12 protein-coding genes are annotated in these 12745 nt (G+C 45.3%); 4 read left to right on the top strand and 8 right to left on the bottom strand.

Annotated features, from left to right (window positions below; genetic code table 11):
• The first annotated feature begins 494 nt into the window (after positions 1-494).
• The 4 genes from R7F07_RS05360 to R7F07_RS05345 all read left to right on the top strand — a co-directional run bounded on the left by R7F07_RS05360 (position 495) and on the right by R7F07_RS05345 (position 4570).
• Complete coding sequence (locus R7F07_RS05360) at positions 495-1727, top strand: OFA family MFS transporter (RefSeq protein ID WP_171342907.1); 1233 nt, start codon at positions 495-497, stop codon at positions 1725-1727.
• A 67-nt stretch (positions 1728-1794) separates the two neighbouring features.
• Positions 1795-3408 (top strand): VRR-NUC domain-containing protein, encoded by a 1614-nt coding sequence (locus R7F07_RS05355; RefSeq protein ID WP_171342906.1) that lies wholly within the window; start codon positions 1795-1797, stop codon positions 3406-3408.
• Positions 3409-3571: 163 nt separating this feature from the next.
• Positions 3572-4219 (top strand): AcfA family outer membrane beta-barrel protein, encoded by a 648-nt coding sequence (locus tag R7F07_RS05350; protein ID WP_149192062.1) that lies wholly within the window; start codon positions 3572-3574, stop codon positions 4217-4219.
• Between the two features lie 15 nt (positions 4220-4234).
• On the top strand, positions 4235-4570 hold the full coding sequence (locus R7F07_RS05345; protein ID WP_042520734.1) for a YgiW/YdeI family stress tolerance OB fold protein: 336 nt from the start codon (positions 4235-4237) through the stop codon (positions 4568-4570).
• 81 nt (positions 4571-4651) lie between these two features.
• Here R7F07_RS05345 and yegS read toward each other — a convergent pair whose 3' ends face one another.
• From yegS to R7F07_RS05305, 8 genes are all read right to left on the bottom strand, one after another.
• Entirely contained in the window at positions 4652-5554 is a 903-nt protein-coding gene (yegS, locus tag R7F07_RS05340; RefSeq protein ID WP_151515638.1) for a lipid kinase YegS, read from the bottom strand.
• 8 nt (positions 5555-5562) lie between these two features.
• A complete protein-coding gene (locus tag R7F07_RS05335) occupies positions 5563-6468 on the bottom strand; it encodes a LysR family transcriptional regulator (protein WP_171342905.1) in 906 nt (301 codons plus the stop codon).
• Positions 6469-6640: 172 nt separating this feature from the next.
• Positions 6641-7066, bottom strand: coding sequence for a bifunctional diaminohydroxyphosphoribosylaminopyrimidine deaminase/5-amino-6-(5-phosphoribosylamino)uracil reductase RibD (locus R7F07_RS05330; RefSeq protein ID WP_171342904.1), 426 nt, complete (start codon positions 7064-7066; stop codon positions 6641-6643).
• A 49-nt stretch (positions 7067-7115) separates the two neighbouring features.
• Positions 7116-8417: a BatD family protein gene (locus tag R7F07_RS05325; RefSeq protein ID WP_171342903.1), complete on the bottom strand. Its 1302-nt coding sequence runs from the start codon at positions 8415-8417 to the stop codon at positions 7116-7118.
• On the bottom strand, positions 8414-10144 hold the full coding sequence (locus R7F07_RS05320) for a VWA domain-containing protein (RefSeq protein ID WP_318110455.1): 1731 nt from the start codon (positions 10142-10144) through the stop codon (positions 8414-8416). Before R7F07_RS05320 ends, R7F07_RS05325 begins: the two co-directional genes overlap by 4 nt.
• Positions 10137-11207, bottom strand: a complete 1071-nt coding sequence (locus tag R7F07_RS05315; protein WP_171342901.1) for a vWA domain-containing protein — start codon at positions 11205-11207, stop codon at positions 10137-10139. Before R7F07_RS05315 ends, R7F07_RS05320 begins: the two co-directional genes overlap by 8 nt.
• The gene (locus R7F07_RS05310) at positions 11200-11778 is read right to left on the bottom strand and encodes a DUF4381 domain-containing protein (protein ID WP_005376546.1); all 579 of its coding nucleotides are present in this window, start codon (positions 11776-11778) and stop codon (positions 11200-11202) included. Before R7F07_RS05310 ends, R7F07_RS05315 begins: the two co-directional genes overlap by 8 nt.
• Positions 11779-12741 (bottom strand): DUF58 domain-containing protein, encoded by a 963-nt coding sequence (locus R7F07_RS05305; protein ID WP_054577822.1) that lies wholly within the window; start codon positions 12739-12741, stop codon positions 11779-11781.
• Positions 12742-12745: the final 4 nt, after the last annotated feature.

Below are 12745 nucleotides of genomic sequence, written 5' to 3'. Positions count from 1 at the left end.
AATTACAAGTTACTTTTTTGCTCACTTAATGAACATAAAAGCTAATCAGCTTCAATTATTACAAAAGGTTAACAATTAAAAATTAAGAAACCCTTTGCATCTGATACTTACGACAGTTAGATGATAAATTCGCCATTTTTGTTACAGATGGTTAACATGGAAACATTTTGAAATTTTTTATTTGAAATGTGAACTGTGCACTCAACAGCGTAAAACCTCTCTGTCTTGACTCATCATTCGTTATTAGCGAACAAAAAATATCACTTTTTTACAACGTTCTTACTACATACAAAACCATGAATTCACATCCACTTTTAATGTTGCAAATTATTTTATCAGTAACCGTAAAAAGAGATTCCAATCACATATTTATTGGTTATAATCCGCGCTCATTGCGTTAAACGTTGAAAAACGCAAACTAATTTTGAGAAAAAACATCTTTAAACCAACCTTCTTTGCGGCATTGCCAATAAGAGGAAAAACTGAGAATAAAAATGAGCAAGATTGATAAAGCTATGCGCATCCTGTTAGCAGGGTTCTGTATCAACCTTTGTCTTGGCATCCTGTATGCTTGGAGTGTATTCAACAAGGCACTGGTAACTGAATCAGGCTGGAGTGCTGCAGAAGCTTCTGCACCTTACGCAACTGCAACCATCACTTTCTCTATCTGTCTTCTTATTGCAGGTATTCTTCAAGACCGCATGGGCCCTCGAATGATCCTTATCCTAGGTACTGTTCTTACAGGTCTGGGCATGATCGCTTCTGGCTTTGTGAACTCTCCACTAATGTTGAACATTACATTCGGTGTGATCACAGGTGCAGGTATCGGCTTTGGTTACGCATGCCTATCACCTTCTGCGATGAAGTGGTTCCACGCTTCGAAGAAAGGTATGGTTAACGGCATTATTGCGGCAGGTTTTGGTCTAGCGGCTATTTACCTTGCGCCAGTAACTTCTGCGCTAATAGACAGCATGGGCATTCAAACTAGCTTTATGATTCTTGGTGTTGGTATCCTAGCGATTGCGGTTCCTCTTGCAGCAACCATCAACAACCCACCAGCAGACTACACACCTGCGGAGCCTAAAGTAAAAGAAGGCCAAGCACCTAAAGCGGTGAAAAAGTCAGATGACCTAACTTGGAAAGCAATGTTGAAAACGCCACAGTTCTACTCTCTATGGATCATGTACGCGTTTGCAGCTTCTGTTGGTCTAATGATCATTGGTAACATCACGACAATCGCAAGCGTTCAAGCAAACTTGCCAAACGCGGTTTACCTAGCGTCTATTCTTGCTGTATTTAACTCTGGCGGTCGTGTTGCCGCGGGTATGCTTGCAGATAAAATCGGCGGTGTTCGTACGCTTCTACTCGCGTTCGTTCTACAAGGCGTAAACATGGTGCTGTTCGCGACGTTCGACTCTGAGTTTACACTGATCATCGGTACAGCAATCGCAGCGGTAGGTTACGGCACACTTCTAGCGGTATTCCCTACTCTAACGGCTGAGTTCTACGGTCTGAAAAACTACGGCACTAACTACGGCGTGCTTTACACAGCATGGGGTATCGGTGGTGCAATCGGCGCAGCGGTTGTTGGTTTCTCGATGACAAATGGCGACGGCTACACCTTGGCTTACACAATTTCTTCAGCAATGATGGCAGTATGTATCGTACTAGCGTTCATCACTAAGCCATTGTCTGCAGCGAAAGTAGCACAGCTAAAAAACGCATAATTGCGAATTGATTTGATAGCAAAAAGGCTTAACCTATGGGTTAAGCCTTTTTTGTTATCGGTCGTTTATGGAAAGCCCTATCGAACTTGCACCAGACTACTATCTAGAGAACTTCTTTAAGCTGACTCATCACGCAGTAACTTGGTACAGCGATTTACTGACCAAGGAAGAACACGCATGGCTTTGCTCGTTTGATTCTTTGAGCAAACACGCCCAGTGCCTTTTGGTACGTTTATACAGCCGAAAGGGGTGTTGGTTTCGAAGTGATAAGCTGAGTTATCCAGAAATACCTTCTATCAATGAAGCACTGGCAGAATTGAGTCAGCATGAGTTTGTAGCCCTTTCCCCACCCCTTTCTCATCAAGAGTTAGCGGCTAATTTACTGACCAAGCCAGAAATCTCCACGCTTTATCCCGAACTGCCGAAATCACTCAAGAAAGACGCCCTTGTCGAACGTTTGAGTAATGCGGAATTTGATCGTACAGAGAAGCTTGAGTTTACGATCGTCAAACTCAATTCTGCTCATATGATCGACGTGTTGCTCACTCTGTTTTTTGCCAACACCCATCAAGACTTAAGTCAGTTTGTGCTTGATGACTTAGGTTTGCATCAGTTCGAGCAATATCAATTGAGTAAAGTGCGCCGTTTCTTTGATTCACGTGAGCAAATAGACCGTTTAATTGAACTGAGCCAGTTGGCCAACCTGTACTGGCAATTTGACCGAAAAGACAAAGCCAATCTCGACTTATTAATTGAGGCAATGCCTCAGCCCGTTAAACACCGTTACGTAGATCGTAAACGCGAGCACATGTTGAATGACATAGCACGTGATTACGAACGGCTTAATGATCTAGAGACCGCCCTATCTCTATTTGGGCAAACTCAACTCACACCGAGCCGAGAACGACGCGCACGTATCTATGACAAATTAAACCATGATGATTTATTTGGTGACATTGTCACAGGTATGCTTCACTCACCGATCGATGTGTCTGAGCTCGAAGTTGCACAAAAACTTGAGCAACGGTTAAAACGAAAACAAGGCGAGAAAGTGCCAAGAGTGACGAAGCCAACCTGTACGGAATACCGCCTTGAACTGGATTTATCTCAACAGAGAGTCGAACTCGCCAGCAAAGCGTATTTTGAGTCCTTAGGCTGGACTGTATTTTACGCCGAAAATGCACTGCTTAATGCATTACTTGGTCTCACTTTTTGGGATGCGATTTTTGCTCCTATTGAAGGGGCATTCATTAACGCTTATCAACACCGTCCTTTAGATTTATATCACTCGGATTTTGTTACCAAGCGCCAAGCTTTGATAGACACCGCTTTTGCCGAACTAGAAGCGGGCAACACCCAGATGTTATTGACAAAATACGATGAGAAGTTTGGCATCAGTAATCCATTTGTACATTGGAACTTAATAAGTAAAGAGCTACTCGAAACAGCACTCAACACTATCCCAACCAATATGCTGATGGCGCTGTTCAAAATACAATTGAGCGACCTTAAGCTTTACCGTAATGGGATGCCGGATCTCATTGCTTTTAAAGAAAACGAGTTCGAGTGGATTGAAGTGAAAGGCCCTGGCGATAAACTCCAGGATAACCAATGGCGTTGGATCAAAGAGTTTACTCGCCTTAATGTCCCGTTTGCGGTGTGTTACGTCGCAGCAACTTAACTTACTCTATATAAAGAGCTTGGCGCATGTTCATTAAAACAATTTCTTCTTTACCGCACCTTGCTTTTTTTCTGAAATATTTTCGTTTCTTCACGATCACTTCACGCTTCATCACACACAATGCGCTTCTACTCATTAAGTTGATTTGAAGAGGCAAAATAAAATGAACAAAACCATTCTTGCGTTACTCGTTACCTGCTCAGTTTCGGTATCTGCGGCTCCTTATGTAGGTCTGGAATATGGACTAGGCACCACTGACCATGACTTGGAACCTCACTTTTCAGCTGAAAATGTAACACTTAACCCAGAACTTGAGGATGGTATTCTCTCAGGATTTATCGGTTACTCGTTTAATGACAATTGGGCAATTGAGCTAGGTTACAGCCAGTTTGACCTTGATGACGGCCGTTCTAAGGACCTTGGTATCAAGACAATTGATGGCAAAGATTACAATCATGAAATGGATTGGGATTCCTCTATCACAGCCAAACAAGTCTCGCTAGCACCAGTGTTTAGCTATGCATTAAGTGATAAATGGACAACAAAATTCAAAGCGGGTTTAACTTACACGCAATACGACGCCAAGGTTGCTCAACATCAAGAATATGAGCTTGTCGCGAATGACGATGTGGAAATAAGCAACACGCTTTTCCATAGCTCGGAGAAAAGCAACGAGTTAGGCGCAATGTTCTCTGTGGGCGCAGAATACCAAGTGTTGCCAAAGCTCACCATTGGTGCAAACGCTAAATACCAACTAGACAGCTACGCAAACACTGCATCCTTTAACGTAGGCACAACTTATTACTTCTAATATAAGGAGATGATAATGAAAAGAGTATTGTTAACATCCATGCTTGCCCTACTTTCAAGCTCGGTTTTCGCCGCGTTTAATGGTCCAGAAGTCAGTGCAATCAATACGGTGAAAGAGGCGCGCAACGCAACCGACGACAGCGCTGTAGTGCTAACCGGGCATATTGTTCAATCATTTGGTAACGAGACTTACTTGTTCAAAGACAACACTGGTGAGATCGAAGTAGAGATCGACAACGAAGATTGGATGGGTCAAGAAGTGACACCAAAAGATACCGTAATGATTCGAGGAGAGGTTGACGCAGATTGGACAACTACGCAAATAGACGTTGAGACCATTCAAAAACGTTAAGAATTTGACTAATACCTCAACACAAACAACACAGCCACATTTTAGTGGCTGTGTTACGCAATAATCATGGAAAACGCTCGTTTAGCTAGTCAAGCAAGGGCAATCTTGCGGTACGACTAATCGTATACTCTTAGGCTGAACATCAAATCTAATGGTTCTCGAATGATAAGGTTCTCCATCTAAATTAAGAGGCAATGGATTCGGAAAATCTATCTCCAACCAGCTTGCTTTAGTGTACTTCACAAACTCTCCTTTCTCACTCGGGTTATTGATCTCGTCGATTACTTTAGGCAGCTCATGAGGTAAAAATGGGCGCACCAATGTTAGATCCATCATCCCATCATTAATCATCGCTTTTGGAGCTAACTCTTGCCCACCTCCAGCAAGGCGCCCATTACAAAACGCACCGAGCAACATTTCTCCCTGATACGCGCCACCTTCAATCGTTATTGTTCCGTCATATGGTTTAAAGCCAAGTGCTTTTACAACACCAGTTAGCGTGTAAGCTCCGCCGCCAAGAAAGTTTTTGAGTTCAACAGGCGTTTCTGCTGTAACTTCTGCGCCAAACCCTGCTGTTGCCACGTTAATAAAGCAGCGATCGTTCGCTTTGACGCAATCGACCAAAGCGGACTGCCCCTCAACAGCAAGAGATAAAGACGCCTTAATGGAATTAGGTACTTGAATAGCGGTAGCAAAGTCATTGGCAGTACCAAGGGGAATAATGGCTAACTCAGGGCGTTTTACTTCGTCAATTTGAATAATCGCAGAAGCCGCCTCATTGACAGTCCCATCGCCACCAGCGACAACAATACGTTCAATGCCTTCAGCAACCGCTTCTTTCACTAGCCGCGGCATGTCTTGAGATTCCCACGTCACACGCACCTGTACGTCGATGCCTTTTTCTCTCATTTTCATGATTGCATCTCTTAACTCTGGATTCCCAGCTTTTTTTCCGTTAAGGATGGCACGTATTGTCTTTTTCATTGCACTTCCTATTGGTTGATGACTTTTCCTGCTTGCTTAATCTGTGAACGCAACCACTGATGGGCGCTGTCGTTTGTGCGACTAGGATGCCAGATTGTACAAAGCTCATACATTTGTTCATCAAATGGCATTGATAAAGATTTAACATGATAGGTGTTATTGAACAAGTTGATCATCGACTCTGGCATTAAACCAATGTATTCACTACCACAAATAATTGGGAGCATTTCTAGTACGCCTGAGGCTCGATACTTAATCTTTCTCTTGTCCAAGTCGACAATGTCATCGGCGTTTAACAGGCTCTTACGACTCTGCCACTGCGAAACTACTACGTGTTCTTCTTCAAAAAATTGTTCAGCCGTAATCTCGTCATTGAGGCGGGGATGCGCTTCGCTACATACCACCACCAAACGCTCCGTAAGTACAGTTTCCAGTTTTAGCACCGTTCTTGCTCTTGGTGTGATATCAATGATCAAATCGTATCGTTGTAACCGCAGATCACTTTCAAAATCTTCCGTAAAAAGCGGATGTACTTCTAATGCAACATTTGGCGCCGACACACGGATTTGTTTCATGACTTGAGGTAGCAACTCAAAACTTGCAACGGACACACAGGCAATAGAAAACACTCTATTCGACACTTTAGGGTCAAACCCACTAGAGGCCGATAATGTCGAAGTGAAATTTTGTACTGAAGCTAGAAGAGCAGGATAAATATCCATCGCAAACGAGGTAGGCTCGACACCTTTAACGCAACGATGAAACAATGGATCATCGTAGATATCACGTAGCCTTGCTAGCGCTTTACTCACCGCAGGCTGGGTGATGTTTAAACGCGCCGCCGCCCGAGACAAGTTACGCTCTTCATAGATGGCAGTGAAAATGGGAATAAGATTAAGGTCGGTCGGTTTCATGCTATTAAATTTTTCAAAAGTCACTTTCTCTATTTTAATCTAACAGCATGATCCTTCACGTAGCCAAGTGCAATAAATGGGCGGTATCGCTTGTTTTAATGAGTTTTAACTCAATTTTGACGCACTTCATTCACTATATAAACTGGCACCGTAGTGCAACGTAAAGCTTGGATTAGGCTTTGCCTAAGTAAGGGGTAAGAAACTCGCTGACTTCCTCGCCGCACAAACCCGTTTCTACCTCTATACCTGCTTGTTTTAGAATCTCGATACCTCGACCACTGTTGCGTGGGTCGGGGTCCAATATGGCTACGACGACTTTGCTTATGCCGGATTTGACTAATGTCACCGCGCAAGCTGGCGTGCGACCAACAAACGAACACGGTTCCAGCGTAACGTATGCCGTCACCGATTCTAACGAGCCTTGATACGCATTCAGCGCTTCCACTTCCGCGTGATTGCCACCAATCGCTTGAGTATGGCCTTCAGAAACGATTTGATTGTCTCTCACTAACACGCAGCCAACCGGCGGGTTGGGTTGACATTCAGGAAGCGCATTTTTGGACACTTTTAATGCGCGGCGCATAAACTCTTGGCTCATTTGAACTCTATTCTCTAATAAAAACGAGGCGCTATATTAGCGCCCCGTTTTATTCATTGCCATCTCTTCCAATGACTTTGTCCAGTTCTGGTAACGCTCGCGGAATACGGAATTTAAAGCGTTTTTGTTTGGTCTGGATTTTGCGCCACATCGACTTCAGTAAATGAGCGCTATTTTCACCATTTTGCATTCGCGACGCACTTTTTTGCCACGATTCACTCGTATCGGCTTTGTTCATTTCCAGCTCTGCCGTATTTAAACGCAATTGTTTGTACAATATGGTCCTTGCTTCAGACCAACGTTTAGCCTTTAACAAACGGTGGAACGTCAGCCATGCTGGTGTCGGTCTGTTGCGGTAGTAACGTTTAATGGCTACCAATGAAATAATCACAAAACCCAGCAACACAAGCGTGGAAACAATCCATGCAAAGTATGTTCTGATAAAGGACTTCAACGTGTGCTTCGCGGCAAAAGTTTTGCCCTCTAACATCACCGTTTCCACTTGCTGAGTCTTACTGTTCCACCAACGGAACTCATAATCCGACAGGGTTAATTCACCACCTTGTTGAATCACGTACACGCTCTCTTCTGCGCGTGTTGACTGGTAATCACCACGTGTTTGCGTATCTGTCAAACGGTGGGGTTGAGGATACGCTTGATAACGGGTTGTTGATTCTCCTTTCAACAAGTCTGGTAGCAATACAGATAGTGAATCTTGAGCAGAAATGGTGATTTTACGCGTGATTGCATCCCCAACTTTGAGTGACTCAGTGGAGGTATCCCAATCTTGCTTTACCTCTACATCTGTTGCAGCAAACCAAGGTGTCTCACCACTCAGCAGGCCCGATGGCAATACGGTTTTGAACTTAATCGGCTGCGTGTAAAGTGTGCCTGACACCTTCTCGCCGTCCGGCGCAGACACCTGAACGCCCACTGCGACAGGTGGAATCACAAAATCACCAGAAGCTTGAGGATACAAAGTCACTTCCCATCGTTGACGCGACCAAGTTTGTCCCTCTTTTTGCTCAGTAAAGTTGGTTGCTAGTTGATTACGCTGTTTGGCGATAACATTGGGCATTTCAATATTGCCAATTCTCGTACCACCCGTAAACCAACGCGGCGTTGCCACTTCGATGGTTAAAATAACTTGCTCATTGACGCTAAAGCTTGGTGTTTTACGCTTCTCTCCAGCCGTTGGTTGTTGACCAACCCACGCTTGTAACTCTACACCATGCTCTCGTTGAACGTCACGAATATCTTGAGCTAACACACTACTGCTCAGGAGGAAACCGAAACAGATAACTACCCACAAGGGTAAAGCAAAGGGCGTAAAACGGTGGCTTTTCATCATTGCACCGCCTCCTCTGTATTTTCGCTCGCAGTAGAGGTTGATTCTCCGGTTTCTATTGAACGCAATTGAATCTGAAACTTCGCATTTAAGAAGTATTTAGGATCCGCTTCGACTCGCTTTAACCATTTGTCGGCTAATTCTTGGCTACCTATGATGTCGTCTGCATTTAACGTCTCTTTAATCATCAACTCCGCTGACGTTTTTTCATCCGCCCCTTCTGCGGTTTGAGGGTTATCGCCTAGCTCGGTTGATGCTTCTTGCTCTGTTCCTGCCTGACTCTCACTCATCCGGTTGATGTCCTCTACAATACCACCAATCACTTTCAAGTTATGCTCAACATCCGGTCTTAGCCTCTCGCTCAACGTTGGCTTGTTGGCTAGGGATTTTAACAAGTCACGTGCAGCCAAATATTCACGCTGACGCGCCAATGCACTCGCCGCATTATAAAGACCGTAATCTCGAACCTCTTCGGACGGGTCGTTTTGCATTTCCAAAAACGCACTGTGGGCGAGTTCAAACTCGCTAGCGTAGTAGTACGCCGTGCCTTTGCGTAATGGATTGACAAAGTGTTTCGCGGCTTCTAAATACGCTTGTTTGTTAAACAAACGCTGTCCTTGTTGGTCTGGCGTTAGCCACAAATCCCACCACCATTGCGCTACCTTGTCGAAAGCCGTCACTTTTTGCACAACTTGTGGCTGCTCGGCTTTAACAGAAATGTTCTCCGCCAACGCACTGGTTGGCATCAATAACGTGCCGCTCACCATTACAATCACGCACCACTGCACTAACCACCCTTTTCTAAACCACAGCATCATGATCAGCGCGATTGGGAACAGAAGCTGATATCCCATGTCTTTCCAAGGCATTGAAGATTCGCCATTAAGCTGCATATTGCGCTCAACGTATCGGTTCAGTTGCTCGATATCACTATTATCGACGGTCACTTCCACCAATCGACCGTTAGTCTGACTAGCCAGTTTTTGTAGAGAATCCAAATCCATTGGGTTGTTACTCACAATGTCAGCATTCCCTGCCGCAAGAATTAACAGTTGATAAGGTTTGCCCGAGAAATACGCTTGGTATTGCTCAATCGTGGCTGGATTAACGCCATCACTCACCAACAGAACAGTGGAGCCTGGTTGACCTTGCAATTGTTGGTCAATTAACGGCAATGCTTTTTCGGCAAGCTTACCTTGCACGGGCATAATTTCTGGCGTAATGGCCGCCAAAAACGCGTCAAATACTTTGCTGTCTTGAGTTATAGGCATCGCGACATGAGCACTGCCCGCGAACACGACTAAACCCGTTTTTCCGCCTTTTCGCGCGACTAGCAAATCGCGTATTTTCTGTTTGGAACGCTCAAGGCGGCTTGGTGGGAGATCTTTTTGCAGCATCGAGTCGCTGTTATCAAGCACCACAAGCATAGAGGCTTTATCTTCGCCAAAGGGAGAAGATTCTCGTTGCCACGTTGGGCCTGCACAAATCACAATGGCGATGAACACAATCAGTATCAAGAGCTTAAGCGGCAGTTGCTTACGCCAGCCTCGCTCACCTATCGTCAAAGCATTGCGTAAATGTTCGGGCAGAATATCCTTCCAGCTTGGCTTGCTTTCTTCTCGCCAGCGTAACCACACCAAGAAAAACATGGGGACCAAAGCCAGTAACCACAGTGGTCGAATAAAATGAAACTGCGTAAAGAATTGCGTCCAACTAAGAGAATCAAACATCGCTCTCTCCTAATGATGATCGTGTAACAGCCCTTCTTTTGAGTGTTGCGACGCTGAACGCGAGCAAATGCATGATGACCACTAACGCCATCAAGTAATGATGAAGGCTTTGTTTTGGGCGGTATGTAGTGCTTTCGTAAAGTTGAGGTTCCAGTTTGCCAATTTCGTCGTAGGCAGCCGATAGTTCATCACGGTTGAGTGCTTCAAACGCTTCACCGCCGGATTCTTTCGCAATGCGATGAATCGTGTCCATATCCAACGCGGTTTCACCTATCGTTTCCGGATCGCCCATCGCAATGACGTGTACTCTCACGCCTTTGGCTTTCGCAACTTTCGCCGCATCAATCGGTTCAACAAAACTGCCCGTGTCGTTACCATCGGTTAATACAATCGCGACTTTTTCACGGTTTTGGTCTTGTTCTAAAGCACTACGCGACTTATCGCTTTGCTCAAAAACTTTAATCGCTAAGCCAATCGCATCACCAAGATGGGTACTCTGCCCTGCCATTGCCACATCGGTTTGGTTAAGCAGTTCGAGCCACACTTTTTGGTCTGCGGTAAATGGCGTTTGCACGAAAGCAGCATCACCAAAAAGCACCAAGCCTAATCGGTCACCTTTACGAGACTGAACAAACTCCGACAGCACTTCTTTTGCCGCATCAAGACGAGAAATTTTTTCGCCTGTACGTGAGGTGAAATCTGGCTCGGCCATGGAGCCCGAAAGATCCACCACCACCATCACATCGCGGCCTAAACTCGCGCGAACTTGAGGCTCGCCTAACACGGTGGGTTTTGCCATCGCACACACCACCAAAAGCCATGAAAGAATTAACGTTGCTCGCTGCCACCAACTCGGGGTCAACTGGCTTGCACCTTCTGATGGCGTCTCGCCAATCGCTTCCACCAGCTGACTAAAAAACGGCACTTTGATCGCCATTTGCTTAGTGCGATATGCGGGCACCAAGTAGTACACCACCAACGGCAAGGGCAAAACCAGAAACCACATTGGGTGAGCAAATTCAAAACCAGACAAACCAGTTATCGATGCAAGAAGATCATTCATGTTGACCTCCCTGATGTGCTTTGCGTTTCAATCGTGGTGATTTATTTGCCGCGCTTTTTTGAGCATCACAACGGTGCTCACTCACCCAGTTTTTCGCACGAGCAATAAGCGTTACTCGCTCTTCGTTGGTTAGCGTAACGCTTGGGTCAACAATACTTTGTAGCCAGCACTTTGAAAGCTCATCGTTAAAAACCATTTGCGAGTTTGCTTGAGAATCTTCGGTTTGCGGATACAGCGCATCGAGCTTGCGCAGAAAGGCGGTATCAAACAATTTCGCGTTGCGGCTATCAATATGAATCAGCACTACTTTAAGCACAGAGAACAATACTTTTGGCATGTCTTTGTCGCTCGATTTGATTTGCGAAATCGCCAGTAGAGCTTCTTTTCGGTAACGATTATGCCACCATTGCCGAGCCAATCGATATACGACGTACACCAATGCAATGAGCACAACCGCCGCTAAAATTTTCCAGCCAATAGTTTGCGGGTACCAACTCACGCTAGATGGTACGGCCACATCATGCAGCTCTCTGAGTATGTAGGTACTCGGAGGCGTAGGAAGATCACTCATTTAACGCCCTCCTACCAGTTTTTGAAATTGTTTAATGTGCTCGCCTGTCGTATCGAGTTCGATGTGCGGAAGGTGTTTCATCGCCATAAGTTGAGAGAGTGATTGACGCTGTAAGCTAGTTCGAGCCTCAAGCTTTGCGCTCGCAGCTTCTACCTTTGCTTTGCTGTCTAAGTTGAGTTGATACTGCCCATCACCAACCACCCATTTCGATTTTGCCAAATCGTCCGGTAACGTTTGTTCTAATGGGTCACTAACCATCACTGCGAGAACATCATTGTGCTGTTGCAGCTGTTTAAGGTGATCAAGATGGTGCTCCTCGCAGTCGCTCCAGTCGCTGATAAAAATCAAAGTGGATTGCTTGAGCTTCATACGTTTAATGAGCTCAATCCATTGACTGAACGTTACTTTTTCGGAATTGCGGGAGTCCACATTGAGCGATTGATTGGCTTTAGCGAGACGTTTAAGTTGCGCCAGAAGATCGTTTTGCGAACGCTGTGCCTTGCTGTGAAACAACGCCTGCTGGGATGCGATGACAAAACCGACTCGGTCGCCATCTTTTAATACTCGCCACCCACACATCGCTGCGATCTCTGCCGCGACAACCGATTTCATTACTTGCGTCGAAGCAAAAAACATTGTGCTTCTCTGGTCGACACACACGATTACGTTGCGATCTTTTTCTTCTGTATAACTGCGTACGTGCGGCTTACCCGTACGCATCGTAACTTTCCAATCAAGGTTACGAATATCGTCACCTAATTGGTAATGACGCAGCTCTTCGAAGTTCAATCCACGACCGCGAAACAGCGAATTGTGTCGACCAGAGAGTACACTACCCGCTTTTAGGTGAGGAAGTAAACTGAATGATTCTGCTTGTGCTTGCAGACGTACTAAACGAGCGTAATCGCAGTACAAACGGGGATCCATCCCCTGTGATTTTGGCGCAAGAGTTGGCTTAGCCATAATG

Origin of the sequence: Vibrio sp. YT-16, from assembly GCF_033337405.1 — a bacterium.
Lineage (GTDB): Bacteria > Pseudomonadota > Gammaproteobacteria > Enterobacterales > Vibrionaceae > Vibrio > Vibrio alginolyticus.
This window is presented reverse-complemented; position numbering and strand designations above follow the sequence as displayed.

Bases quoted from the DNA above. Each gene is read 5' to 3' on its own strand.
- R7F07_RS05315 (WP_171342901.1), bottom strand. From the start codon at position 11,207: ATGAATGATCTTCTTGCATCGATAACTGGTTTGTCTGGTTTTGAATTT.
- R7F07_RS05335 (WP_171342905.1), bottom strand. From the start codon at position 6,468: ATGAAACCGACCGACCTTAATCTTATTCCCATTTTCACTGCCATCTAT.
- R7F07_RS05345 (WP_042520734.1), top strand. From the start codon at position 4,235: ATGAAAAGAGTATTGTTAACATCCATGCTTGCCCTACTTTCAAGCTCG.
- R7F07_RS05320 (WP_318110455.1), bottom strand. From the start codon at position 10,144: ATGTTTGATTCTCTTAGTTGGACGCAATTCTTTACGCAGTTTCATTTT.
- yegS (WP_151515638.1), bottom strand. From the start codon at position 5,554: ATGAAAAAGACAATACGTGCCATCCTTAACGGAAAAAAAGCTGGGAAT.
- R7F07_RS05330 (WP_171342904.1), bottom strand. From the start codon at position 7,066: ATGAGCCAAGAGTTTATGCGCCGCGCATTAAAAGTGTCCAAAAATGCG.
- R7F07_RS05325 (WP_171342903.1), bottom strand. From the start codon at position 8,417: ATGATGAAAAGCCACCGTTTTACGCCCTTTGCTTTACCCTTGTGGGTA.
- R7F07_RS05360 (WP_171342907.1), top strand. From the start codon at position 495: ATGAGCAAGATTGATAAAGCTATGCGCATCCTGTTAGCAGGGTTCTGT.
- R7F07_RS05350 (WP_149192062.1), top strand. From the start codon at position 3,572: ATGAACAAAACCATTCTTGCGTTACTCGTTACCTGCTCAGTTTCGGTA.
- R7F07_RS05305 (WP_054577822.1), bottom strand. From the start codon at position 12,741: ATGGCTAAGCCAACTCTTGCGCCAAAATCACAGGGGATGGATCCCCGT.
- R7F07_RS05355 (WP_171342906.1), top strand. From the start codon at position 1,795: ATGGAAAGCCCTATCGAACTTGCACCAGACTACTATCTAGAGAACTTC.
- R7F07_RS05310 (WP_005376546.1), bottom strand. From the start codon at position 11,778: ATGAGTGATCTTCCTACGCCTCCGAGTACCTACATACTCAGAGAGCTG.